This is a genomic window from Duncaniella sp., assembly GCF_029056165.1.
In the GTDB taxonomy this organism is placed as follows: Bacteria; Bacteroidota; Bacteroidia; order Bacteroidales; family Muribaculaceae; genus Duncaniella.
In genome coordinates this window covers 1-26,628 of sequence record NZ_JAIDBW010000061.1, presented here as the reverse complement: position 1 = coordinate 26,628, position 26,628 = coordinate 1, and the positions used below count along the sequence as shown (strand labels likewise).

The 26,628-nt window shown below is 48.5% G+C and carries 17 protein-coding genes, 1 tRNA gene and 1 pseudogene; 10 read left to right on the top strand and 9 right to left on the bottom strand.

Annotated elements, in window-relative coordinates; translation table 11 throughout:
• From K2G41_RS12180 to uvrA, 7 genes are all read left to right on the top strand, one after another.
• A partial coding sequence (locus K2G41_RS12180; RefSeq protein WP_300118661.1) for a DUF4301 family protein occupies nucleotides 1–264 on the top strand: 264 nt, incomplete at its 5' end.
• Between the two features lie 266 nt (nucleotides 265–530).
• Nucleotides 531–1,607, top strand: coding sequence for a GNAT family N-acetyltransferase (locus K2G41_RS12175; protein WP_300118658.1), 1,077 nt, complete (start codon nucleotides 531–533; stop codon nucleotides 1,605–1,607).
• Nucleotides 1,608–1,696: 89 nt separating this feature from the next.
• Nucleotides 1,697–2,320, top strand: a complete 624-nt coding sequence (yihA, locus tag K2G41_RS12170; RefSeq protein ID WP_300118655.1) for a ribosome biogenesis GTP-binding protein YihA/YsxC — start codon at nucleotides 1,697–1,699, stop codon at nucleotides 2,318–2,320.
• Nucleotides 2,321–2,428: 108 nt separating this feature from the next.
• Nucleotides 2,429–2,575 carry a hypothetical protein gene (locus K2G41_RS12165; protein WP_300118652.1) on the top strand — a complete coding sequence of 49 codons (147 nt, stop codon included), beginning with the start codon at nucleotides 2,429–2,431 and terminating at the stop codon, nucleotides 2,573–2,575.
• A 332-nt stretch (nucleotides 2,576–2,907) separates the two neighbouring features.
• Nucleotides 2,908–4,215 (top strand): T9SS type B sorting domain-containing protein, encoded by a 1,308-nt coding sequence (locus K2G41_RS12160; RefSeq protein WP_300118650.1) that lies wholly within the window; start codon nucleotides 2,908–2,910, stop codon nucleotides 4,213–4,215.
• A gap of 75 nt (nucleotides 4,216–4,290) precedes the next feature.
• A complete protein-coding gene (locus K2G41_RS12155) occupies nucleotides 4,291–5,274 on the top strand; it encodes a lytic transglycosylase domain-containing protein (RefSeq protein ID WP_300118648.1) in 984 nt (327 codons plus the stop codon).
• Nucleotides 5,275–5,298: 24 nt separating this feature from the next.
• The gene (uvrA, locus tag K2G41_RS12150; protein ID WP_300118646.1) at nucleotides 5,299–8,193 is read left to right on the top strand and encodes an excinuclease ABC subunit UvrA; all 2,895 of its coding nucleotides are present in this window, start codon (nucleotides 5,299–5,301) and stop codon (nucleotides 8,191–8,193) included.
• 118 nt (nucleotides 8,194–8,311) lie between these two features.
• Here uvrA and K2G41_RS12145 read toward each other — a convergent pair whose 3' ends face one another.
• Together K2G41_RS12145 and K2G41_RS12140 are read right to left on the bottom strand one after the other, a co-directional pair.
• Complete coding sequence (locus K2G41_RS12145) at nucleotides 8,312–8,827, bottom strand: hypothetical protein (protein WP_300118644.1); 516 nt, start codon at nucleotides 8,825–8,827, stop codon at nucleotides 8,312–8,314.
• Between the two features lie 255 nt (nucleotides 8,828–9,082).
• A complete protein-coding gene (locus tag K2G41_RS12140; protein WP_300118641.1) occupies nucleotides 9,083–9,631 on the bottom strand; it encodes a Spy/CpxP family protein refolding chaperone in 549 nt (182 codons plus the stop codon).
• A 268-nt stretch (nucleotides 9,632–9,899) separates the two neighbouring features.
• On the opposite strand from K2G41_RS12140, the gene K2G41_RS12135 reads away from it, so the two are divergent.
• The 3 genes from K2G41_RS12135 to K2G41_RS12125 all read left to right on the top strand — a co-directional run bounded on the left by K2G41_RS12135 (nucleotide 9,900) and on the right by K2G41_RS12125 (nucleotide 19,101).
• Nucleotides 9,900–10,997 (top strand): TlpA disulfide reductase family protein, encoded by a 1,098-nt coding sequence (locus K2G41_RS12135; RefSeq protein ID WP_300118638.1) that lies wholly within the window; start codon nucleotides 9,900–9,902, stop codon nucleotides 10,995–10,997.
• A gap of 93 nt (nucleotides 10,998–11,090) precedes the next feature.
• Nucleotides 11,091–15,707: a translocation/assembly module TamB domain-containing protein gene (locus K2G41_RS12130; protein WP_300118635.1), complete on the top strand. Its 4,617-nt coding sequence runs from the start codon at nucleotides 11,091–11,093 to the stop codon at nucleotides 15,705–15,707.
• 127 nt (nucleotides 15,708–15,834) lie between these two features.
• Nucleotides 15,835–19,101, top strand: a complete 3,267-nt coding sequence (locus K2G41_RS12125) for a S41 family peptidase (RefSeq protein ID WP_300118633.1) — start codon at nucleotides 15,835–15,837, stop codon at nucleotides 19,099–19,101.
• A gap of 261 nt (nucleotides 19,102–19,362) precedes the next feature.
• Here K2G41_RS12125 and K2G41_RS12120 read toward each other — a convergent pair.
• From K2G41_RS12120 to K2G41_RS12090, 7 genes and pseudogenes are all read right to left on the bottom strand, one after another.
• Nucleotides 19,363–19,434: transfer RNA gene (locus K2G41_RS12120), tRNA-Arg, on the bottom strand.
• Between the two features lie 139 nt (nucleotides 19,435–19,573).
• Nucleotides 19,574–20,884 carry a HAMP domain-containing sensor histidine kinase gene (locus K2G41_RS12115; protein ID WP_300118631.1) on the bottom strand — a complete coding sequence of 437 codons (1,311 nt, stop codon included), beginning with the start codon at nucleotides 20,882–20,884 and terminating at the stop codon, nucleotides 19,574–19,576.
• A complete protein-coding gene (locus K2G41_RS12110; protein ID WP_300118629.1) occupies nucleotides 20,881–22,215 on the bottom strand; it encodes a sigma-54 dependent transcriptional regulator in 1,335 nt (444 codons plus the stop codon). Before K2G41_RS12110 ends, K2G41_RS12115 begins: the two co-directional genes overlap by 4 nt.
• 207 nt (nucleotides 22,216–22,422) lie before the next feature.
• A complete protein-coding gene (locus tag K2G41_RS12105; protein WP_300118664.1) occupies nucleotides 22,423–23,886 on the bottom strand; it encodes a TolC family protein in 1,464 nt (487 codons plus the stop codon).
• Between the two features lie 50 nt (nucleotides 23,887–23,936).
• Nucleotides 23,937–25,190: an FtsX-like permease family protein gene (locus K2G41_RS12100; protein ID WP_300118626.1), complete on the bottom strand. Its 1,254-nt coding sequence runs from the start codon at nucleotides 25,188–25,190 to the stop codon at nucleotides 23,937–23,939.
• Nucleotides 25,191–25,218: 28 nt separating this feature from the next.
• On the bottom strand, nucleotides 25,219–26,508 hold the full coding sequence (locus K2G41_RS12095; protein ID WP_300118623.1) for an ABC transporter permease: 1,290 nt from the start codon (nucleotides 26,506–26,508) through the stop codon (nucleotides 25,219–25,221).
• Between the two features lie 38 nt (nucleotides 26,509–26,546).
• A pseudogene (locus K2G41_RS12090) lies at nucleotides 26,547–26,628 on the bottom strand (ABC transporter ATP-binding protein); the annotation flags it as partial.

Genomic DNA, 26,628 nt, shown 5'->3' with positions numbered 1-26,628 from the left:
ACCCACTTCAATCCGGTGGATCTCGTATGCTACATCAAGGACATCCACGGCAAGAAGTTCGATCTTCCCAATTACGTTGATCCCGCCACTGGCTTCATCTCGTCCAAGTCAAGCCACGGCAAGGAACTTCGTGCGATGGAGCTTCCCGGCCTTTGGAACGGAGCTATGAGTGACTGGAACACCGTATTTGTCGAAGTCCCCATCTCGACGTTCAATCCCGTCAAGACTGTCAACGATCTTCTTCGTCCCGCCCATCAGCAGTAACTCTCACCACTGACGTGGGCTGTCTCAGTCTCGCGTTTGTCTCATACCTGTATCAGTCTCATTCTCTCCCTTTATTCTGTGAGATGAGACTGATACAGTGTTTTTATAACCACTGTAATTACATTTTTTCATACTCTCCTCGGTCATCTTCCTCTCAGGATTGTTATATAAGAAAAGAACGCAACGCTGATCCAAGCTGTCAGTAGAATGTGTCTGGATCAGTCTGAAGTTTTATTCAGGTAGTATAAAGAAAAAATGTCATCACAATGAGCAAGAGAGATGAGATAAAGAAAATATGGACGGAGTGCTTTAAAGATCCGCGTGAATATGTCGAAATGTTTTTCGATCAGGTCTATCGTGACGATGAAGCCATGATGCTCACCGATCAGTCCGGCACGCCCGTCAGCAGTCTGCTTCTGCAGAATTACCGCATGTCGTTCCACGGTGAGGAGCCGTCCGTCAGCTATATAGCCGGTGCGGCAACCCGTCGTTCAAAGCGCGGACAGGGCTACATGTCGCGTCTTATGGTCGATGCCCTCAGGGAGTCGGCAAGGCGTGGCGACATGCTTTGTTCCCTCATTCCTGCTGATGAAGCTCTCTTTTTCTTCTATCGCCGTTATGGATTCTCGACCGTTTTCTACACCAAGGAACAGCGTTTCACCGCGTTCCATTCCTTTCAGGTAAAAGGCGAGTATCACCATGTCGATAATGAGATGAGCGATGAGGTCTGGTGTGCCTTTGACCGCTTCCAGCATAAGCGCAGATGCTATGTGCTTCATTCGCGCCGTGATTTCTATAATATTCTTGCCGATCTCAAGTCCGATGGAGGTGACTTCGTGGTCATGGCCAAGGATGATGAGGACAAGGGTAGCGAGATCGTGTCCATGGCATGGGCGCGTAGGGAAGGGGATCTCCTTCTTGTGACCGACGTGATGGGCGAGGACTCGGATGCCCGCCTCGCAGCTCTCAGGCAGCTCCGCGGACTCAACGGCGACACTCCGGTACTGCTCTACGGCCATCCGGACGATTCGATGGGCGGACGTCTGATGCCTCGTGGCATGGGGCGTTTTGTCAACGTCGGCAAGGCTCTCTCGATAATTGCTAAGGCCGATCCTAAGTTCCGTTCACGCATAAAGGTGAGCGACGATTTGCTCCCTGAATATAATTCCCATACCTTTGTGGTGGAAAACGGCCGTTGCGAAATCGACGATGACTATACCGGCCAGCTTGACCTTGATGTGAAGATAGATGTCTTTGCCGATATTGTCTTCAGTTCCTCGGCCATCGGAGCGATAGTCCGTTTCCCGTCCGTAAGACCAATGATCAGTCTCATGCTCGATTGAGACATGAGATTCTCAGATGAGACGCCTCATGCGTGAGAATGAGATTCTGAGATTTGTCGTTAACCACCACTTCTTAAATTTGAAAATTTATGATCATCAATTCAGCCCGCTTTGTAATATCCAATTCCACCGTCGGTAAATGCCCGACAGATGCCCGTCATGAGTATGCCTTCATAGGCCGAAGTAATGTCGGTAAGTCCTCACTGATAAATATGCTCACCGGCCATAAAGGTCTTGCCAAGACATCCTCCACGCCCGGTAAGACTCTGTTGATAAATCACTTCCTTGTCAACGACCAGTGGTATATTGTGGACCTTCCGGGCTATGGATTCGCCCTTCGCGGAAAGTCGCAGCGCGAGGCTCTCGAAAAGATGATCAAAGGCTACATCCTTAACCGTCAGGAGATGACCAATCTGTTCGTGCTGATCGACTCGCGTCATAAACCGATGAAAATTGACCTCGAATTCTTCAATTGGCTCGGTGAAAACGGTGTGCCCTTCGCAATTGTCTTTACCAAGCTCGACAAACTGGGCTCACAGGTGGGCAAACGCAATGTCGAGGAGTATTGCAAGATCCTTCTTGAGACATGGGAGGAACTACCGCCTATTTTCCTGACCTCAAGCGAGACCAGACGTGGGCGCGACGAACTTCTTGACTATATTGAGCAGCTCAACCGTCTCCCCGTGGGCAACGCCGAGGACGAAAAGGAGTAATTCAAGCTTACACCGCTCGTCTGTCGTAATTATATTGAAGTGACCGCGAACCCAATCGCCTTTAGGAATGTTATAATAATATAACACAAACGCTAATTTATCAATATTATGGAAAAGAACGATAAACAGATCAAGAAGGATGAGCAGTACCGTGGCGTCGATGTCAATGTCGCTGACAACGGAAAGGTCGATCCCAAGCTCGTTGAGCAGGAGACCAAAGAGCTCAACAACAATCCGCGCAATAACGATATGTAAATCGCCCGGAAGTCATTCACACACAAGCCAAAGTTTTTACATTCAGTCGCTGATCGGCATTAGCCTTTCGGTGGCTGAATGCGTTTATATGTCTGCATTTTGATGATCGCTTTTGAATCGTCTCCCTGATCACACTATTGATCCGCGTGTGCATGACTACATTTTATTACGAGCCTTTTATTATGGGCACGGTTGATGGAGATTTATTCTCTCTTCTGCGTGTGATTTTATTGTTTTTTAGTATTCCGCACGGTAGTTGTGTCTTGCGGTTTTGTGATAAAATTCGTAACTTTGTAAGTTGAGAGACCGTAAAATAATCTCTGCCTACGCTCATGAAAAGTAGAATCGTCACAGCCATCTGCGCATTAGCTTCAACACTCTCGCTTGCTGCCACTGACCTCTATTGGCAGGGTGGGACGAGGAGCGTCATATCCGTTGCTCCTCAATCTGCGAGCGGACTTGATGAAGTGTGTGTGGCCGATGGATTGAATGGTGTGAGCGTCAGCGTGACCGCTTCGGGCAGCTCCGACGTCAAGTGGTATCGGTATTCCAACCTTGGAGGAGCCTATGCCGAGGAAGTGGCTGCGGTTTATTCCGACGGTCGTTCCACGCTCTCGAATCCTCAGTCCGACATGGGCTATATTGTCGAGACACCTGCCGGACGCTACTCTTTCTGGCTTATAGATTATTCTGCACATCCTTTCTCTGTGGCCTCCGTTGCTGAATCCACTGAAAAGGATTGTAATTTCACAACGCTTGACGTGGTCGGGCAGGGTGACGAACTTGTTTACTACGGCATTAATGGCCGCCGTTTCACTCTTGACCGTGAGATACAGCTGTCTTACACCACTCTCATGCCCGCTCAGGAGGAGATAGCTTTCATTGAGGTGAACCGTGAGGAGACTCTTCCGGCTCTCAATTCACCTCTGCGTGTGTCAGCACCGCTCTGTCCGACAGATTTTATAATCAAAGGCGACCGTTTCCTCCGGGCTTGGGGCGATGAGGTCGAATATACCTCGCCGGTCATAGAGCCGTATGCCGTGGCCACGGTTACCTCCGCTACCCAGAGCGAACGCAATGTTGAGAATGAAGTTAGTCCTTCCGGTGGCAGTGGCTCGCTCGGTGGCTCAGCCCCATGCGAGGTCAGTTTTGTGGCCGCTGTGACTGACGGCGCACTTTTTCGTGAATGGCAGATTTCCCGTTATCAGGACTTCGAGGATGTCAACCTCCGCATACAGGAATTGAACTTTGACTATACTTTTACCGAAGAAGGTAACATCTACGTCAGGTTTATGTGTGCCAACGCCGATGGCAGCTGTGAGGCCTATGGTGATGTCTATACTATTTCCATCGGTGCATCCTCGCTCAGATGTCCCAACGCTTTCTCGCCCAATGGCGACGGCGTGAATGATGAGTGGCGTGTAAGCTATTCAAGCATCGTAAGCTTTGAATGCCATATTTTTGACCGTTATGGTCACCGTATGGCCACTCTTTCCGATCCTTCGCAGGGTTGGGATGGAAAATACAACGGCAAAGCCGTTCCCACCGGAGCATATTACTACGTCATAAAGGCTAAAGGTGCTGACGGCAAGGCTTATGATCTTTCCGGTGATATCAATATCGTCAATTATAAACAATAAAAAAGGCCGGGCGACCTTTCCGGCTCTGAAATCTATCTCATAACCCTAATTTTATAACCATAACTTCTGAAAATAATGAAAATCTACCATAAATCCATTATATGCTCGGTAGCGGCTGTCGCGGTTGCCGCATTTTTTGCATCTACCGGCGATGTGCTTGCACTCACACCTCCGTCCGAAGTCCCTGCTGCTTCTGCAGGCGAGTATTCCGAGGTCGTAAATCCTGTGATTCCCAAATCCATGCACTTTGCCGGTGTCAAGGTTGATCTTGACCGTACGGACCGCTGGGAGCGTCTGGATCGTGAACTCACATCAATGGCCTATACTCATGGCAACACCCTCCTCGCCCTCAAACGTGCCAATCGCTATTTTCCCGTACTCGCACCCATTCTGAAAAAGAACGGCGTACCCGACGACATGATCTATCTTGCCGTGATCGAAAGCACGCTCAATCCGCGTGCGCTTTCGCCGGCCAAAGCCGGAGGCCTGTGGCAGTTCATGCCATCGACAGGTAAGGACTACGGACTTGAAGTCAATGATTATGTGGATGAGCGTTACGATCCGGTAAAAGCTACCGAGGCTGCATGCCGCTACCTGAAAAATGCCTACGCCAAGTACGGAAACTGGGAGTCTGTCGCTGCGAGCTACAACGGTGGCATGGCACGCATAAGCAATGAACTTGACGCGCAGCAGGTCGATACGGCTTATGATCTCTATCTTGCCGACGAGACCATGCGCTACATGTTCCGTCTGCTTGCCATGAAACTCATAATGGAGAATCCTAAGGAATTTGGTTTCCGTCTGACATCCGATCAGCTTTATCAGCCGCTTGACTACCGTGAGGTGACCGTTTCGACTCCCGTCGAGGACTGGCCTACATGGGCGAAGCAGCAGGGTATAGATTTCATGACTCTCCGCGAGCACAATCCGTGGATACGTGCTAAATCACTTCCCAACAAGACCGGAAAGACTTACACCGTCAAGATTCCAACGAAAGATTCGCTGTCACGTTCCCATCAGAAAAAATCGGTCTATAACCGAGCGTGGGTGACCGACTGATCCCCAGTCCCATAAACACACACAATGAACAACAATACATATAATCATCAGCAAAATCAAGCTCTCACACCGTTTTCCCGTAGCAAATTGTCCGTTCAGGGTGCGAGAGTCCATAATCTGAAAAATATAGATGTCGATATTCCGCACAACACGCTCACGGTCATAACCGGACTCAGTGGCAGTGGAAAATCATCTCTGGCCTTCGACACGATTTTTGCCGAAGGTCAGCGACGCTACATAGAGACCTTTTCGGCCTATGCCCGCAATATGCTCGGAAATCTTGAGCGTCCTGACGTGGATAACATCACCGGCCTCAGCCCCGTCATAGCTATCGAACAGAAAACCATCAATAAGAATCCGCGAAGCACCATAGGCACGACAACCGAGGTCTATGACTTCCTCCGTCTGCTTTATGCCAGAGCCGGAACGGCTGTCAGCTATGTGACGGGTGAACCGATGGTGAAATATACGCGTGAGCAGATCGTCAACCTGATCCTTGAAAAATTCAATGGCCGTAAGGTCTATATACTGGCCCCCCTTATCAAGAACAGAAAGGGTCATTACAAGGAACTTTTCGAGCAGCTGCGCAAGAAAGGTTTCCTGACCGTACGTGTGGATGGTGAATTGCGTGATCTGACGCTCAACATGATGGTGGATCGTTACAAGAACCATGACATTGAGCTTGTCATTGACCGTCTGAAAGTCTCGGATAAGGACATGAGCCGCTTGGAGGCTACCGTGCAGGATGCTCTCCGTCAGGGCGACAAGCAGGTGATGGTCTATGATGTCGATGCCGACAAGGTGACCTACTTTTCGCAGGCACTCATGGATGCCGCCAGCGGTATTTCCTATCGTGAGCCTGCTCCTCATAATTTCTCGTTCAATTCGCCCCTCGGAGCTTGTCCATGCTGCAAGGGACTTGGCTACGTCAATATCGTTGACCGTGCCAAGATCATTCCTAACCCTGCACTTTCAATCCACGAAGGTGCTATACTGCCCTTAGGTAAATATCGCAATGCCATGATATTCTGGCAGATCGATGCTATTTGCAAGAAATATGGCTGCACGGTGAAAACCCCGGTTGAAAAGCTCCCGGAGGAAGCCATGCATGAAATCCTCAACGGCACTTCTGAACGTCTTGTGATCGAGAACGACACTATGGCTACCTATAATTATTTCCAGACCTATGACGGTCTTGTGAAATACATTGAAATGCAGCAGTCCGACGAATCTTCGGCCGCCGCCAAGAAGTGGAGTGAGGGTTTCTTCTCGCGTGGTGTCTGTCCCGAATGCAACGGCGACAGGCTCAACCGTGAGGCTCTTCATTTCTTTGTTGACGGTAAGAACATAGCGGAACTCTGCCGTATGGACATCGCGGATCTTTATGAGTGGTCCAAGGATGTCGAAAGCCGTTTGTCTCCGACTCAGGCTGTCATAGCCCACGAAATTATGAAAGAGATACGAAGCCGACTGAAATTCCTTATCGATGTGGGTCTCGATTATCTCCAGCTCAATCGTGCGTCTGCCACACTCTCCGGTGGCGAGAGTCAGCGTATCCGTCTGGCCACCCAGCTTGGCAGTCAGCTCGTCAATGTGCTCTATATCCTCGACGAGCCTTCCATCGGTTTGCATCAGCGTGACAACAGGCGTCTGATCGACTCGCTCAAACAGCTCCGCGATGCATCAAACTCCATCCTCGTTGTCGAGCATGACAGGGACATAATGCTTGAGGCCGACCATGTGATCGATATCGGTCCTAAGGCCGGACGCAAGGGTGGGGAAGTGGTGTTCAGCGGTTCGCCTGAAGAGATGCTTGCGACCGATACCCTGACGGCACGTTATCTGAGCGGAAAGGATATGATCCCTTGGCAGTCATCTCCACGTAAAGGTAGCGGAAAGAAGCTGGTGCTTCGTGGGGCTAAGGGTAATAATCTCCGGAATGTCACTCTTACGCTTCCGCTCGGTAAACTCATCTGTGTCTCCGGTGTATCTGGTAGTGGTAAGTCATCCCTTGTCAATGCCACACTTCAGCCTATTTTAAGTCAGAAATTCTACAGATCCCACACTGCTCCTCTTCCTTACGACAAGATTGAGAGTCTTGAGCATATAGATAAGGTGGTGACTGTTGATCAGTCGCCGCTTGGACGTTCCCCTCGTTCCAATCCCGCTACCTATACTGGGGTGTTCACGGCCATACGCGATCTCTATGCATCTCTCTCTGAAGCGAAGATCCGAGGCTACCGGCCGGGACGCTTCTCGTTCAATGTGGCCGGAGGTCGATGTGAGACATGTGCTGGCAACGGCTATAAGACCATCGAGATGAATTTCCTGCCGGATGTGCTTGTGCCGTGTGAGACTTGTGGCGGTAAGCGTTACAACCGTGAGACACTCGAAGTCCGTTTCAAAGGCAAATCCATTGCCGACGTGCTTGACATGACCATAAATCAGGCAGTGGAATTTTTCAGTGGAGTTCCGGCGATTATCAACAAGATAAAGGTTCTTCAGGACATCGGTCTCGGCTATATCAAACTCGGACAGCCGTCATCAACGCTTTCCGGAGGTGAGAACCAGCGAGTGAAACTTGCTACAGAGCTGTCACGACGTGACACCGGTAACACACTTTTCATCCTTGACGAACCTACCACCGGTCTGCACTTTGACGACATCCGTGTGCTCCTCAATGTCCTCAACCGATTGGTTGACAAAGGTAATACAGTCCTTGTGATCGAGCACAACATGGATGTGATCTGTTCCGCAGATCATATCATAGACATGGGACCCGGCGGTGGCAAGAATGGCGGTCACATCATCTCGACCGGCACACCTCTCCAGATAGCGAAGGCTGATTCGCCGACAGCTGCCTTTGTCCGTGAGACCCTTGAACAGCAAGGTGTCGATTTCAAGTCCGTCAAGAAGTGATTCCGGACGATCAAATTTTGTGCGTACGGGATGATTAAAATCAAATACACCGCTGACCGATTGATCAGTCAGCGGTGTATTTGATTTTCTATGAAGTTAAGTTTCTAATCCCGGATGCTTACAGGTTAGCGTGGAAATCAGACCTATTCTTTGATGGACGGTTGGCTTTGCCACCCTGCTTATCCATGCGCTTTCCGTCTCGGCCTTTGGCCATATCCTTATGGCCCTGACCTTTCTTCATCATAGGCTGATCAACATAACTGTTCTCAAGGAACTGGACATACTGATCAGGCGTAAGGATTGATTTTACTTTGGCGAGATAGTCGCGTTTGCGCTCGGCAAACTGCTTGCGCATAGCTTGCTTATCCTCTTTGCCAATCTGTTTGGACTTGTCCTGCTTGTCGGCGGATTTTGCATCTTTTGACGGTTTGAGGGCTTGAAGTTCTGCCTGCTGCTTTTCTGTAAGGTTGAGTCCTGCAAACGGATTATATTTAGGGGCGTCTTTCTTGTCACAACTTTTAGAACACTCGGTGTTAGCTTTTTTCGAGCAAGTACCGTCGGTAGTCTGTGCAAAAGCCGAAACGCCTGTCATGGAGGCTATGATTAAAGCCATGCTTAGAAGTGTCTTTTTCATAATCGTAAATAATTTATGTGTGTATGTTTAGTGTGTCTTTATCTGAAATATATTATATAGACAATTGCCGTAGAGAAAGGTTTAAATCGATATCGTTGGATTTAACAATCTTTGTGTCAATAAGTTAAATCTTGTTAGTCCAGCTGCGTAAGGAGTGAGAGAGGAGAATGGGACAGGGGAATCCTCAGGGCGGACACCCCTGTCATGTCTATAGTAATCTTAATGGAAACTCGTGTAGTTCTTTATGGGGCTGAATTATTTCCGTGCATTAGCCTTTGTCCTACTCATGCGGTTCTTAGCCTTATGACTTTTCCCATTCTTGAAAGACTTACCTCCATGATGCTTGGACATCTTGCCTTTGTGAGCCATCATCTTTTGTCCATTATTGAGATAATTATTTTCAAGATACTTGACGTATTGTTCGGGAGTAAGGATGGATTTTACTTTAGCAAGATAGTTCTGACGGTTTTCCTTGCGCTGTTCCATCTGCTTTTTGCGCATATCCTTGCGCTCAGCGGCTGTAAGCTTTTTCGTCGAATCCTTCTCTTTATTGGAGAGATCCTTCTTATTTTCATCCTTCTTCTGTCGGTTTTCTTTTGACGGTCTCAAAGCTTTAAGATCAGCTTGCTGTTTCTCGGTGAGGTTGAGTCCTTCGAAAGGATTATATCGGGGAGCCTTTTTGCGATCCATCTTCTTAGTGGATTCGGTCGTGGCTTTTTCAGTAGCTGTCTTGTCCTGTGCAGTTGCAGTGAAAGCGGTCATCGAGCCGATGAGGATTGCAAGAGTGAAAACGATTTTCTTCATAATTGTAATAATTTAAAATGGAGAGTTAGTATTTTTAATTGTCGAAATTTTTTCGTTGTTGTATTGGTAAGACTTGCATTACTGTCAATGGTTTAAGACCGATTTTATATTTAACATACATTGAGTCAATGGTTAAAATGATTTATCTGAATGATTATACTGTAAGATTTAACGATATAAAACACGTTCCGGTCGAATTTAACTTGAATTTTAGAGGGGAATTTATTAAATTTGCACGTTAAAAGCATTTTAATATAACCGATTGACAATGAATAATACAAGCAAATTTATAGCACTCTCTCTCTCAGTCCTTCTCGCATCATGTGGTGGCGGAAACAAATGGCATCTTAATGGAACCATCACCGGCCTTTCGGATGATGACATGGTGGTGCTTGAGGGTAACAATCAGGGTTACTGGTATCCGATGGATACGATCAAAGTCTCCTCAAGCGGATCATATTCCTACAGTCATGAGGCACAGGGCTATCCTGACATCTATCGTCTGCGCGTAGGTGATAAATCCGTTTATTTCCCCATTGACAGTATTGAGACAGTCACTCTCTCGGCTGAAGCTCCTGATATCGATACCCGCTATACGCTCTCCGGATCTCCGCAGGCTGCCAATCTTGTGCGTGTGGATAGTCTTATCGTTGCTGCGGCGAAGGATGGCGCGGCTTCGGTCACTGCGAATGCTGATCTCAAACGTCAGCTCGGACAGATGATCATCGCAGATCCAGCCGGTATTGTCACCTATTATATTATAAATAAGAGTGTGGCCGGTAAGCCCCTTTTTAATCCGGCTGTCAAGGATGATCTGAAAATGATTGGTGCTGTGGCCAATGCTTTCAATGAGCGTCGTCCCGAAGATCCGCGTACTGGCTACCTCCGTCGTCTCTTCCTGTCCAACCGGACCAAAAGCCCGTCACAACCGGAGAATACGAGCTTGCCTGTTGCGAATGAAGTCCGCGCGTTTGACATCAGACTTTTTGACAACACCGGCAAGGAGCATTCGCTCCTCGATGTAACCTCCAAGGGTAATGTGGTCATACTTAATTTCACAGCCTACACTGCTGACGGTTCTCCTGCATTCAATATGGCTCTCAACAAGATATATGAAAAATATCACTCTCAGGGCCTTGAAATCTTCCAAGTTTCACTTGATAACGATGAATATGCATGGAAGCAGACAGCCAAGAATCTTCCTTGGATCACTGTGTTCAATGGTCCTAATGATGGTGACAAGGCTATCCGTGACTACAACGTCGGTTCACTTCCCGCCATATTTATTTTTGATAGGAATGGTGATGTGGTGGATCGTGTGACAGACATGGCATCTCTTGAATCAGCAGTCAGCCGTCGCATGTGAGATCGCGTTAATGAGGGTTCGCTATGGATATGATTATTTCTGATATCCATCAATGCGACTCGCTTGCCGATCTGATAATTCTCGTAAACTGACGTGAAAACTTTCTATAGGATTCTGCGGTTTGTGCTCGTATCTGTGCTCGTGCTGCCTTTGGCAGTACCGCTGATCCTATATGTCTTGCTCTCCTTACCTTCCGTACAGAAATCAATCGCACATCGTGCCGAGCATGAGCTTACCGCTCTGCTCGGCACTGATGTGCATTTGGGCGGTGTCACCGTAGCTCCGTTTAACCGCATAGTGCTGACTGATGTGTCAGTCAATGATCCTTTTGGTCGTGAGGCTCTCCGGCTCAATCATCTTGGAGCAGGTGTGAGTATATGGGAAAGTCTATGGACCAGACGCCCGGTAATATCTTACGTTGAACTCATAGATCTTAACCTTGCGATATATAAACCTACACAGGACGCACCATTGAACATACAGCCGATTATCGAGCGGTTTAAGTCAGATGGAAAAAACGATCCCTCAACCTTTGACCTTGCGGTAAATCTGGTGGTTATCCGTCGCAGTAAAATGAGTTACGACGTTCTTGATGCTGCTCCTGCGGATTCCGGACATTTTGATCGGAATCATGTTCTGGTGACAGGATTGAGGGCCGACCTGAGTGCCCCGGAGATATCCAATGATAAGCTGTATGTGGATATCAAACGTCTCGGAGTGTCCGAACGTTCCGGATTGAAACTACGCGAGCTGACAGCCACGGTATTTGCGGACACAGCGGATATGGATGTGAGTAATTTTATGGTTGAGCTCGGAAATTCCCGCATAGCTTTCAATGATTTTACCATAGCTTCACCTCTTGGAAAGAATTTTGCCGTTACAGACTTGCTGCACTCATCCCTTGAGACACTTCCTGATACCTATATCATGTTTTCGGATCTCAATCCCTTTGTCAATGGGCTGGCTGACATCAATGAGCGTGTCGATATAGAATTTGAGATAGGTGGTCATGCCGACAGTCTGCTCCTCCATAGATTCATGCTTGAAATGCATGAAGGAGATACGCGTTTCAGTGCCCACGGTGTGATTCGTGATCTTACCCGTGGAAAGGATTCGGTTGCCGTTGATCTCCGGCGGGTGAATCTTGTGGTTAATGTCCCGTCTTTACTTGCTGTCCTCGCTTCACCATCAAATCCCTTCCATTCTCACAGTAAGAGCCTTTCATCACTCAAGGCTCTCGGAAATATTGATCTTCTTGGCGATCTGGCCTTTACACCGGGAAGTCTTGATTTCAACGGATCACTTGATTCAGAGTGCGGGAATATAGATATTGATTGTGGAGTGTATCGTCCCCGGCCTAAGAGCCCATTGCGTATCGACGGACGTGCCAGCACTGTTTCTTTTGACCCGTCCGCCTTGTCACCGCAGCTTGCCCGTCTTACCAAGATCGCTTTTGACATTCATGGAGATGTGACTGTCGTGAAGCCGAATGATATCTCCGGCGAGGCGCATATCGTTGTGCCGGAGGTGGAATGGAACGGCTATGAATTTACAGATATTTCAGCCAACGCAGTATTTTTAGGCAGCAGGTTTGAGATGGATGCATCATCCTCGTCCCCGTATCTTGATTTTACTCTAAACGGAGGAGCGGAATTTAAGGGTGACCATCCATTGAATGAATTTTATGCGGATATCCGTAATTTTTCCCTCACGCCTTTCATAAGCAAAGGGGCTATGCGTGACTATAAGCTTGCATGTGATATTGACGTATCTGTCTCAGGCCGTAATCCGGACACTATGACCGGTTGGGTCAAGGTAGGGGATATCGTGCTGAATGGTCCTGACGATAAGACTTTGCGTATCCCTTATGCCGAACTTGAGGCTGCCGGTGGAGATTCCATACGTTCGGTCACGTTGCGCACGCCGCAGGCCGATGCCGATCTGAAAGGTGTTTTCAGTCTCAAGACCATCGGTAAGGACATATCCCAGATCATATCATCAGTCTATCCGGCTCTTATCCCTCAGGTTGAGACTGAATTGAATCCGATCGACTGCAAACTCGACATTAAGATAAAGGAAGATACAAGCCTTTCACGCTTTTTCAAACTCCCGGTCGATTTCATATATCCTGTGACGTTAAGTTCAACGGCTAAGGGTGGTGATAATCCTATGCTCGGACTGTCCGTGGATATGCCTTTCCTAAGAAATAAGGATAAACTTATCGAGGAAAGCAATGTATCGTTGCTGATTGACGGTAAGGAGCGTGAGATGCACTTTACAGCCCATACATCTGTCCCGACAAAGGACGGAATGCTTGACCTCGATATATTCTCACAGGGAGTGCCAGATTCATTGCTGACCGATATTTCATGGGTAGTCGATAGGAAAAATGAATTTAAAGGTAATCTGAATTTTTCTACGTCGTTCAGTCGTGACGAGGATAATGCGTCATTGCTGACCGATATAGCGATCAACTCCTCGCGTATGGTCTTCAATGATTCAGCATGGACCGTCAATCCTGCCACAATCAATATTTCCCCCGGCAGAATAGAGGTGAATAATTTTAGTGGTGGACGTGGTGGGCAGTCCATAAGTATAAATGGAGTGGCATCAGCTGACTCAACCGATCTGCTTGTGCTGAAACTCAAGGATATAGATCTGGATTATATTTTCGAAAGTCTTAATCTGAGCGATGCCGTGCAGTTCGGTGGTCGTGCCACAGGTGATTTCTATGGATTGACATTGCTCTCGCCGCAACCTATTCTTTATACCCCCCGGTTGAATGTCAAAGGATTGAAATATAACCGATGTGTGATGGGCGACGGTGAGATTCGCTCCCGCTGGGACAATCCGAGCAAAAGTATCATGATCAACGCGACGATTACCCAGCCGGAAAGTGGCGATGCATCCCTTGTGGATGGTTACATCAGACCTACTACCGAAGAACTTGATTTTAAATTCTCGGCTAATAATGCTCCGGTGGGATTTATGGCTCCGTTCATGTCCGCGTTCACTTCCAAGGTGTCAGGCTCGGTATCGGGCGACGCTCATCTCTACGGAACTTTCAAGAATATAGATATGTCCGGTGATATTTTCGTCAAGGATCTATCTCTGAAGCTTGATTTTACCAATGTCACATATACGGCTACTGACAGCGTTCACATTCGTCCCGGACGTATAGAGTTCAACGATATAAAACTTACTGACCGATACGGCAAGCAGGCATCATTGAGCGGATATGTGGCACACAACTATTTCCATGATGCGTCCTTCCAGTTCCGGGTTACTGATGCAAAGGATTTCCTCGTCTATGACATAAAGGAGAATCAGACGGATGATCCGTGGTATGGTAAAATTTTCGGAAACGGAGGTGCGACTGTGACCGGTCTTCCCGGAAAAGTTGATATAGACGTGGATATGTCAACTGCTGCAGATTCACGTTTCACGTTTGTGCTGAGCGATTCGGAGCAAGCGGTGGATTATAATTTCATCACTCTGCGTGACCGCGACAAAGGCAGGAAAGACTCCATTGCTGCTCTTGACCCCACTCCATTGGTGATCCGTCAACTGAAGGAACGCATCAAGCATGAAGAGGAGGGAGCTCCGTCAGTCTATACGATGACTTTTAAAGTCGGGATAACTCCTGATGCCACTATCAATCTGCTTATGGATCCTGTCGGCGGTGACAAGATCACGGCTTACGGTAGTGGTAATCTACGCATGACGTATTCTTCTGACGGTGATCTGCGGATGTATGGTGAATACACTATCAATCGCGGGGACTACAACTTCACTCTTCAGGATATAATTATCAAGGAGTTCAACATCCGTGAGGGAAGCCGCATCACTTTCCTCGGTGATCCATACGCGGCTCAGCTTGACATCACGGCCTCCTATACAGTCAACGCTAATCTTAGCGATCTTGACGAATCATTCCTTGAGGACCGTGAACTGAACCGCACGAATGTGCGTGTCGATGCGCTTATGTTTGTCCGCGGTGACATCCGTCAGCCTGACATAACATTTGATCTTGAATTTCCAAGTCTGACGCAGGACATCTACCGTAAAGTCAGATCCATTGTCTCGACAGAGGATATGATGAATCGTCAGATAATCTATCTACTTGCGCTCAATAAGTTCTATACGCCTGACTATATGACAGGTACGCATGGCAATGAGTTGGTGTCAGTCGCATCTTCCACGCTCTCATCCCGTTTGGGATCCATGCTCGGTCAGCTTAGTGATAACTGGAGTATCGCTCCGGCCATCCGTAGTGACCGAGGTGACTTCTCGGATGTTGAGGTCGATGTGGCCTTGTCCAGCAATCTGCTTAACAATCGTCTGCTTTTCAACGGTAATCTTGGCTATCGTGACAAATCGCTTAACAATAATAGTTTCATAGGTGATTTTGACATCCGTTATCTGCTCAATCGTTCCGGATCGGTACAGCTGAAGGCTTATAACCGTTACAATGATCAGAATTATTATCTAAAAAGCGCGCTGACCACTCAGGGTGTGGGAATTGTGTTTAAACGGGATTTTGATAATCTGTTTTCATTCTTCCGAAGAAAATCCAGAAATAAGACAGAGGAAAGCAAGACCACCAAGGAAGATGGAGAGGCCACATCAGTCAAAACTGATAGTGTGCCGGAAAAACGGAAGCGAATCTCTGCCGACAGTATTTTTGAAAGCAGGAGTGCTGAAAAATAACGCGGCCAAGTGAAAAAATAGCTTTCGGACTGTAACGTTCCGGCTATCTCTTACGTCTAATATATATTATGCCGGATCTCTCCACCCGGATAGAAACAAATCAATTAAACTATCAATATCACTCGTTATGAGAAAAAGTATCGTATCTCTGGCACTGATCGCCGCTTCCGCGATGGGAGCTGCGGCAGCCCCGCTATGGCTGCGTAATGTAGCTATTTCTCCTGACGGCTCGACAATTGCTTTTACCTATAAGGGAAACATCTACACTGTTCCCGTAAAGGGGGGAGAGGCTCGTCAGCTGACTTCGGGCAGTAGTTATAACACGACTCCGGTATGGAGCCCGGATGGATCTAAGATCGCTTTCGGAAGTGATCGTGAAGGTTCTATGGACGTTTTCGTGGTCAATAGTCGTGGAGGTGTCCCCAAACGTCTCACCACTAATTCTGGTAATGAGACTCCTCTGACTTTCAAGGACAATAACCATGTACTGTTCACCACCTCTGTTCTTCCTGCACCCGGAGCGGCTCAGGCCGGTTTCACCCAGCAGGTCTATAGTGTGGATCTTGAAGGCCACCGTCCTGAGATGTTCGTATCACTCACCATGCCTTCAATGAGCATCGGTCGTGACGGTCGTGTGCTTTATCATGACAAGAAGGGTGTGGAGAATATATGGCGTAAGCATGAACGCTCGTCCGGCACTTCTGATATCTGGCTCATGGATAAAGGTAAGCATACCAAACTTACTGATTTCAACGGCCATGATCTGAACCCAGTGTGGGCTCCCGACGGATCATTTTATTTCGTAAGTGAGGAGGATGGGACACTCAATATCTACAAACGTTCCATTGACGGTAAGCAGAAAAAGCAGCTTACGTCGTTCACCACTCATCCCGTGCGCTCGCTTTCCGCTTCGAATAATGGCACTCTCGCATTCAGCTGGGATGGTGAGATCTATACTATGAATGAGAATGGCAAGCCGCAGAAAGTCAATGTTGAGATCATCACCGATGAATATGCCTCGCCGTTGGAGAAATCACTCCGTCGTTCGGGTGCTTCGAGCATAGCGGTGTCGCCCGACGGTGAATCCGTGGCCTTCATTCTCCGTGGTGATGTCTATGTGACTTCAACCGAGTATAACACGACGCGCCGTATCACCGACACCCCCGCGCAGGAACGCGCCGTCGATTTCGCTCCTGATGGCCGCAGTCTTGTTTATGACAGCGATCGTGACGGTATCTGGCAACTCTTTACTACTGAAATCAAAGATCCGTCCGAGAAATCCATCCTCTATGCGACTGAGCTTGTCGAAAAACCGCTCTATAAGAGCGATAAGCCTGCATTTTTCCCTGACTACAGTCCTGATGGAAAGAAAGTTGCTTTCCTTGAGGATCGTACGACGCTTAGGATTCTTGATCTGAAGAGCAAGAAAGTCACCACCGCACTCGATGGTAAGTATAATTACAGCTATCAGGATGGTGATGTCGGCTTTGAGTGGGGTCCTGACAGCAATTGGCTTCTTATTGACTATATAGGTGTCGGCGGATGGAACAACTCAGATATCGCGCTTGTCAAGGCTGATGGTAGTGAGGTGATCAATCTCACTGAGAGTGGCTACAGCAACGGTAACCCCCAATGGGTATTGGACGGTAAGGCTGTTGCCTACACCACCGGCAAGTATGGCTACAAGAGCCACGGAAGCTGGGGCAACGAGAGCGATGTACTTCTAATGTTCCTTGACGGTGAGGCTTATGACCGCTTCAACATGACGGAGGAGGAAATCAAGCTTGCCGAAAAAGCTGAAAAGGAAAAGAAGGACAGTGACAACAAGGACAAGGCCGACAAGAAAGATTCTAAAAAGGATTCAAAGAAAGGCAAAAAGGATGGCAAGGACAAGGCAGATGGAGATAAGGGTGAGAAAGCTGACAAGAAGAAAGATGATGTCAAACCTCTCTCGTTTGAACTTGCTGACCGCCGTCACCGCCTGAGCCGTCTCACAGGTTCGTCATCGAAACTCGGTGCTTACTATGTGTCACCGAAGGCCGACAAACTCTATTATGTAGCTTCAAGTCCCGACGGACGTTCGCTCTACGAACGTGATCTCAAGGAGGGCGATACTAAAATTCTTGCAAAGGGCCTTAGTGCATGGGGCATGACTCCTGACAAGGATGGCAAGAATATCTTCGTCATGGATCGCAGCGGTATCAAGAAAGTCAATCTTGCATCCGGTAAGCAAGAACCTGTCTCATTCGAGGCTGAATACACTCATCGTCCTTCTGATGAACGCAATTATATCTACAGTCACATGTGGCGTCAGGTACTCGACAAGTTCTATGACAAGAATCTCCACGGTGTGGATTGGGCCAAGTATCGTGACGAGTATGGTAAATTCCTCCCTTACATCAACAACAACTATGACTTTGCCATCCTCCTGAGCGAGATCCTTGGTGAGCTTAATGCCTCGCATACAGGAGGTGGTTATCGTCCCTACGGCAAAGCCATGTCAACCTCAAGTCTCGGTGCTTTCTATGATGAAAGCTACAAGGGCGATGGTCTGAAGGTGGCCGAAGTCATCCAGCGCGGTCCTCTCTCTGCCAAAAGCGTAGGTATAGAGCCGGGTGATATTATCCTTGCCATCAATGACTCTGTGATTCTTGCCGGTCAGGATTATTTCCCTCTGCTTGAAGGAAAGTCAAAGGTCAAACTTGACGTGAAGAAGCGCAACGGTGACAAGAAAACCGTCTATGCAAAGGCCACAAATCAAGGCAATATCCGCTCGCTTCTCTATGACCGTTGGGTAGAGCGCAATGAGCATATCGTTGACAGTGTTTCGGGCGGCCGTATCGGTTACGTTCATGTCGAAGGCATGGATGGAGCAAGCTTCAGCGAAGTCTATGACCGTCTGCTCGGCAAGTTCCGCAATTGTGACGCAGTGGTTGTTGATACCCGTCATAATGGTGGCGGATGGCTTCATAACGACCTTGCGCTTCTTCTCGGAGGTAAGGAATATGTACGCTTCAGTCCTCGCGGACAGTATATAGGTACAGAGCCATTCTCTCAGTGGACCAAACCGTCGGTAATGCTCGTCGATGAGAGCAACTACAGTGATGCCCACGGATCGCCTTACGTTTACCAGACATTGAAGATCGGAGACGTTGTCGGAGCTCCTGTCCCCGGAACAATGACAGCCGTATGGTGGGAGACACAGATTGATCCTACTCTTTTCTTTGGTATTCCTCAGGTGACATCGCTTGATATCAACGGTGAGGTACTTGAGAATAAGCAGCTCAATCCCGATATTCTCATCTACAACACTCCCGAAAATGTACTCAACGGTGTAGATGATCAGCTCATCGGCGCAACCAAACATCTCATGAAAAAGACCGCTAAAAAGTAACGGCATAACGCAAAACCAATAAAAGGAAGTCAGCAATCGCAAAAATTGGAATTAAAGTGCGATTGCTGACTTCCTTTTTATATTATGGTTAACTTATATTAGGCCGGATTATCATTATCTGGATTATCCCCATTAGACTCCATTAGATCTACTTCTCATTAGAGAATGATCATAATAATACAACGGGAAATCAATAATATTTAATGCATTGATTTCCCGTTGTATTATCTCCTTTTGGTATAATTTGTTTACCGCTGTTTGTACCTCGGAGGGGAATCGAACCCCTATCTGAAAATTAGGAATTTCCCATTCTATCCGTTGAACTACCAAGGCTGATATCGGAATGTGTAGTGCAAAGTTAAGAATTTTTGTAGAATCTGCAAAAATTAAGATTTAAGATTGTTTTTTCTATGCACTGATGCAAAGAGATTGGAAAGGATGTTATCCGTATGTCCTGTATTTTGTCCGTAAGTTAATTAGCGATGGGGAAGCGGATAGTAAAGCGGGTAAGGTTATCGGATGACGTACGGAGGGAAAATTTGCATCCATGTTTGTGCAGGACTTCGCTTACGAAGATAAGTCCTATTCCGTGGCCGTTGACTTTTGTCGAGAAGAATGGACTGAAAAGCATTTTCTCAGTCTCCTCGGATATACCGCGTCCATTGTCCGTTATGGTGAGTGTCGGAGGGTGCGGGGCAGTGGTGACTGTGATGCATCCGTCATTCCCGATACTTTCCGCAGAATTCTTTACGATGTTGATGAGCACCTGTTCCATAAGCACCGGATCTATCCTGACATTTACGGGTCTGTCAGACAACTCGAAATTAACCTTGATATTCCGACCTGTGCAGAGGCTTTCGAGCATAATGCGCCAGTGGCTTATTTCAGCATTGAGATCAGTGGCCATCAGATTGGCTTCAGGAATCTTGACTACATTGGCGTAGGAAGTAATGAAACTGCTCATAGCGTCACAGCGGTTTTCGCAGACACTGATCACCTCAAGCAGATCGGCATTCTCGTCAGGGTTTTCCTCAAGGACAGCACCTGCGGTCGTGAGCATGGCCCTGACACCGGCCATCGTATTGTTGACCTCATGAGCTATCACACGTATGACCTTCTCGTAACTCTTCTTCTCGGCCTTCATCACTTCATCCGTAAGTTTCTCTATAAGGATGAACGGATGGGCGAATCCCTGATTCATGAACGAGAGTCGGGAGCAGCGATAGATCATCGAGTCGTTTAGACGCACTGTCATCGTCTCACCCTGCGCGAGGGAGCGCAGCGTCCGTCCGAGCTGTGTGTCGAGACTATTGAGCGGCGTGCCTTCCATCTTAGAGCCGCCAGTAAATTCAAGGTAGGTTGAAGCCGATGGATTGGCACTGACCACGGTATCCTTAGTGTCAAGGATAAGTATTCCCATCGGCGATACATTGATCAACAGATCAAGGAAATGATTCTGTTCACGCAGATGAAGCCGTTCGTTTTTAAGCGACTGCATCATCTTGTTGAACATATCGATTATTCTGTCGGCCTCCTGCTGATGGACATGTGTCAGACGGCTGCTGAAATCCTGTGCCCGCAACAGATCAAAACCGTTGGTGATACTGCCGAGAGGTTTCATGACCTTCACATAGAACACCACCATGAGCAGCAACGCAAGTCCACATCCAGTACGGGTCACCCAGATGAGCGTAGGATCTCCGTCAGACGGTATCAGGAAAGTGGTGGCCACCGAAGCAGCCAGCACCATCATTATAAGTACGAATATCCATTTCAGTTTCATAGCTTGATGCCATATTTTTCAATGCGGCGGTAGAGGGCCTGCCGGCTTATGCCCAGCAGTGCTGCCGTGCGCGACAGATTACCACCTGACCGGGCGAGAGCCGTCTCGATAGCGGAGCGTTCGTTGGATTCAAGTGTGGTTGTGGCAGCGGGCTGGCCTCCTGACGGAGCGTCACCGGTATATTGTGCTCTGAAATCACGCTCTCCGAGACTTTTCGATGTGCTCACGAGAAGAGTGCGTTCAACGAGATTCTTCAGCTCACGGATATTGCCGGGATAGGGCAGGGACTGAAGGAATGCGATGGCATCAGGCGTGATTTCAGGCCGTTCGGTGCCACAGATGTCGCAGTGGCGGCTGACGATATGGTCAACGAGCAGCGGAATGTCCTCCTTGCGCTCACGGAGTGGCGGGAGGGTCACGGTGATGAGGTTGATCCTGTAGAAAAGATCCTCGCGGAAAGTACGCTCACGCACCATAGCCGGAAGATCGGCATTGGTCGCGCAGACCACACGCACATCGCAGCGACGCGGAGTGCTGTCGCCAAGCATTTCGTATGTATGCTCCTGAAGCACACGCAGCAGCTTCACCTGACAGTTGAAATCCAGATCACCGATCTCGTCAAGAAAGATCGTACCGCCGTCCGACATTCCGAAGCGGCCTTCGCGGTCGGCTATCGCACCGGTGAAAGCACCCTTCTTGTGACCGAACATCTCGCTCTCGAAGAGTGACGACGATATGCCTCCAAGATTCACCTTGACCATCGGTCCGCTGCGGCGATGCGAATTGCGGTGGATAGCCTCGGCAATCAATTCCTTGCCCGTACCGTTCTCACCCATAATGAGTACAGGAGCGTCCGTAGCGGCGATGCGTTCGATGGTGTTCAGTATGTTGAGCAGAGCCGGAGAACGGCCGATAATGAACGAACGGTCAAACTTACCTTTCTCTTCAATAACGGTATCCGGTTTGTTGATCTCAAGGGCGACATTGATGCGCTGGAGCAGCGCGGCGTTGTCCCACGGTTTGGTGATGAAGTCAAAAGCACCTGCCTGAACACCTTCGACAGCAAGGGGAATGCTCCCCCAAGCCGTCATGAGTATGACCGGGAGCTGGGGCTGGAACACTTTGATCTGTTTAAGCAGTATCAAGCCTTCGTCGCCCGACGTGGCACGTGAGAAATTCATGTCCAGAAGGACCAGACGCGGAGTGTTGGTACGGATGAACTCCATAGCTTCCTTAGGTGTGGAAGCCACGGACACTTCATAGCCGTTACGTGTGAGTAATAGACGCAATGACAGTCTGATGCCTGCGTCATCATCTACAATTAGGATCATGATGCAAATATAAATAATATTTCAAGACGTAATAACAGGACATTATTAAAATTTAACTGTCACACCGTTTAAAGTGTAAAAAATATTCCCGCCCGCCGGTCCCGCCCGGACATCAGAAGATTAATTTTACCATTTATTCCTGCAAATGGTTTGACTTTATCAATTCATAAAATGATATAAAAGTCAGGATGTGTTGGATGGAAGCTTTTATTGTCTGACGATCGCCTCGATATCGGCATCGATACCCTTACCGGTCACGAAATCCCACAGGGCTACGCTCCGGAGCTGATAATAGTAATTCCAGTAATAGTAGAGCTGATTGATGTAGTCCTGACGGCTCTGATCCTTGCTTGACTGGGAGTCGTTGAGGTCAAGAGTGGAAATTTTACCGACGAGGAAGGTCTCGACATTGGTGTCATAGCGTCGCTGGGCTATGGTGTCGGCACGCAGTGCGATGTCAAGCTGCCGCTGCTGGCTGTTGAACCGCTCCACGAGGATGAATATGTTCTGATCGAAATCCAACTGTTCTTTGCGGAGACGGCTGGTTACAACATCGCGGTTACTCTCGCTGACCTTGACTTTGCCGTGACGCTTACCCCAATCGAGTATGGGGACTTTGAAGCCGATTTCCACCACCTGATTGTCTTTCAGGACATCGTAGGCCGGTCCGAACTTGTCGGCCGTGCCGGTGTAACCGATCTGTGCGAAAAGCGTGATCTGGCGGCGGTCACCCTTGGCCTGCGCTACGGCATAGTCGGCTTCGAGCTGACGGCGGCGGATATTTTTTGAAAAACTGTTGTTGGTATGAGCTTTCTCCAGCACATCCTCATAGCTCACGAAAGTGTAGGGGATCATCTCAGGAACAACGGGATCAAGATCTATTTCTTCCTCGATTCCGAGAAAGGCACGGAGCTGAAACATATTGGAGCGATAGCTGATCTCACAGTCAGTGAAATTTGACTGCGCGTTGAGCAGGTTGAGTTCGAGCTGCAGCAGATCGTTTTTGCTTATCTGACCCATCTCGCGCTTTGCCTTCGCCACGTCGTAAAGCTTCTCGGCGTTTGCGAGGTTCTGCGAGGCTATCCCGACATTCTCTTTGGCCATTAGAAGAGAGAAATAATAGTTGATGGCTGTCAGCGCAACGTTCTCGGTCGCGCTGATGAACGCCGCCTTTGCCTCCTCGTAGCGCACAGGTTCGATGCGTCTGTTCCACTTGGTGTGGTTGACACCGAAAATGGGCTGGGAGAGTGTCAGGGCGATGGGCACGGACATGAAACGGTTGTAACGCGGCGATTCGAGCTGCTTCAGATAGTCGAGCGACGTATTGAGCGAGAGCGTACCGCCCGTCAGCCAGATATTCTGGTCAATCGAAATCTCACCGCTCATCTGCATGTAATTGTTGCGCACGAAGGTGTATGAACCGTCATCGAGCTGATAGGGACTGTAGCTTTTCTTATAGCTCGGAACAGTGGCGTTGAAATTGATTTCCGGCAGGAGATCCGCGCGGTATGTGCGGTAGCTCCAGTATGCGGTCCGGAGTTCGTTGAGAGCCACGGCGGCATCGACGCTGTTTGTGCGGGCTGTCAGGATGGCTTCCTCAAGGGTTATTTTGCGTGAGTCCTGCTCCGATGCGCCCGCAGTCACGGCGACTGCGAGCGAACCGGCGAGCATCAATTGTTTTATAATATTCATAAGATTCATGTACAGTATTCAGAGTTGCTTTATTCACCCATGAGAGCTCTTGCAGGAGCGATGTTCATGGCGCGGTTGGCCGGAATGAGTATGCCGAGGAAGATCATCAGAGCCATGAAGCCCCAAGAGATCGCTATGCAGCTGAAGAAGCGTGTCGGCTCGAAATAATCCCACGGATAGATTGCGTTCAGTTCGAAATGTGCGATCAGGTAGTCAAAGACCGCTGCCAAGGGGGTGACCAGAAGCAGGAGTAGCTCACCCTCGCCGATGACGCGGCGGAATATGTCACTGCGTGTTGCTCCGTTGGCCTTTCGGATGGCTATTTCGGGAATGCGCTGACTCGTGCGGAACCAGAAAGTGCCTAACAGACCGAGGAAGATGTTGAGTGCGAGAAATGCCGCTCCCGTAAAATAGGTACGCAGTTCAGATATGTTGTCACGCTGATGGATCTGACGGATATCATCGAACGACTGCACGGAGGCTATGTAATAGTTGCCTATACGGAAATGTCTGTCGGCATCCTTCATCAGGTTCTCAATGAAATCCTTGTCCATATTTTCGTGGACGCGTACCACCATTTCGTTGAAGAATGTATAGGAATCTTCCGGAACCGGCAACATCACTGATAGGGACCACGCAGCACTTCTGAAATCATCGTAACGTACCGGCTGGTAAGAGCCACGCATCACGAGAGTGTCACCATAATTACCTGTGGAAAATTCTTTGCCGATGAAATCCTTCATGCTTTCTATTCCGTATTGGCGTTGGAAAAGATTGTCGGAAATCAGGATTCCGTTGCGATCTTTAAGCAGTTCGGCCAATTGCTCCGGAGTCTCTCCGTCTGCACCGTAGATACGGAAAACGCGGGGAAAATCAGGAGAAACGTGTCGTAGGAGCGCCCAACCTTTGGCTGTATTGAATGTGTCACATTCCAAGTACATGCCTGAGTTTGAGCCGTTATACAGGTAAGAGTTCTGACCCATTGCCACACATTCCACTTCGGGCCGTTTTTCGAGTCGGTCAAGCATGGTATGCAGATCGTCATTGCGTTCCTGTGTTGTCCTGTCAGGGATATATTCCGGACTTTGCTCGTTAAGCTCGCTATAATTGATGAGATAGCAGTGTTCGGTATTGAATCCCCTCGGTTCGGAAATGATAGATATTTTTGTGTAGAGAAAGTCGGTAATGTACCACATCACCACACTCACAATGAGCAGTTCGATGGAAAGCCATACGTTTGCCTGCCATTCGTTGCCTATCTGTCGTAAGAGTTTACGTTTCATGAGGTAAGTATATATAGTTTTAGTTGCATTACCGTTTTCCGGAAATGGCGTTGACAATGTTGATTCTCGAAGCGTTCCATGACGGGATTCCTGCACTGAACAGATTGAGCAGGAAGCAGAATATCATGGCCCAGAGGAAGGTTGACCAATGGAAAAGCACGTCAAGTGAAAGCCCGCTTGCCGAGAGCGAAGCACCGTAGCCCGGAGAGAATATCGAGCCTCCCCACACGAAGGCGAACACGAGACTCATGGCGAGACCTATGAGACCGGCAATGACCGTTATGACAAGATTCTCAATGAAAATATCCGTGATGATGGTCGAACGTTTTGCTCCGAATGCTCTGCGGACACCGATCTCCTCGCGGCGGCGTTGGAGACGACTGTGGGTCATGCTGCTGAGATTTATGGCGGGGACAATCAGCAGGATGAGATAGACGATGAGCCTTCTGCGTCGTATATTTTCCATATCGGGTCCCATATTGGCCCACGGTGTTGCGGCGGCGACTTCCTGTGTGTAGGGACGGTCAAGAAGAATGAAATCCCAACCGTTGATTTTAGCCTCGTCGCCGAGTTTATCAAAAAGCATATTGTATTCCTCGCGTATGGCGGGAAAATCAGCAGGATCTTTTGCAAGAATGATTCCACTCAGCATTCCCATGTAGTCACTCCAAGATGACTTAACGGTATTGGTAGTGGTAAAGGGTACCCACAGCTCGGAATAGGCATTTGTTGCGAGATTGCTGACATCCTTGACGACCCCGCAGACCTTGTAAGGAGCATGATTGATGTCAAATTCCCTTCCGGTGACATCTGTCGAGCCGAAGAGTCTGCGTGCCACGGATTCCGATAAGACAGCTACCGGGATCGCGGAATCAAAATCAGCTTTGCTGAAGGGTTTTCCGGCAATGAAGGTAAAATCCATTACTTTCCAGTAGCCGTCATCGACGCCACGACACTCCGCGCCGAAAGCAGGTTTACCGGGCACGGACAGGGAGGCCATCTCTTGATATACGTCGAATGCGGTCACGGCCTCCGGAGTTTTCATTTCGTAAAATGTAGCTTTGACCATATTGAAGCCCATTGCTCCGTTTGACGAATTGCCTTCGCCCCAGCTCTCATGGTGGATGGAAGCATATTTCTGCACGAGCCAGCGGTCGCGGTTACTTTCAGGTGCGAAGGGTGCGGTCTGCACTTCAGTTATCATCACCACTATCATGATGAGGAATATGGCGAGTGCCGTGCCCGCAATGCTGACGGTGCTGACCATCGGTTGCTGGCGTATGGACAGCCATGCCTGTTTCAGATAATTTGTTTTCATTTGCAGAGAAATGTATTTCCGTTTTTAAGTATTGATGATTACATCACCTGACGGCCGTCGAAGAAACGGATGATACGGTCGGTCAGTTTGGCCTGTTCCTCATTGTGGGTCACCATCATG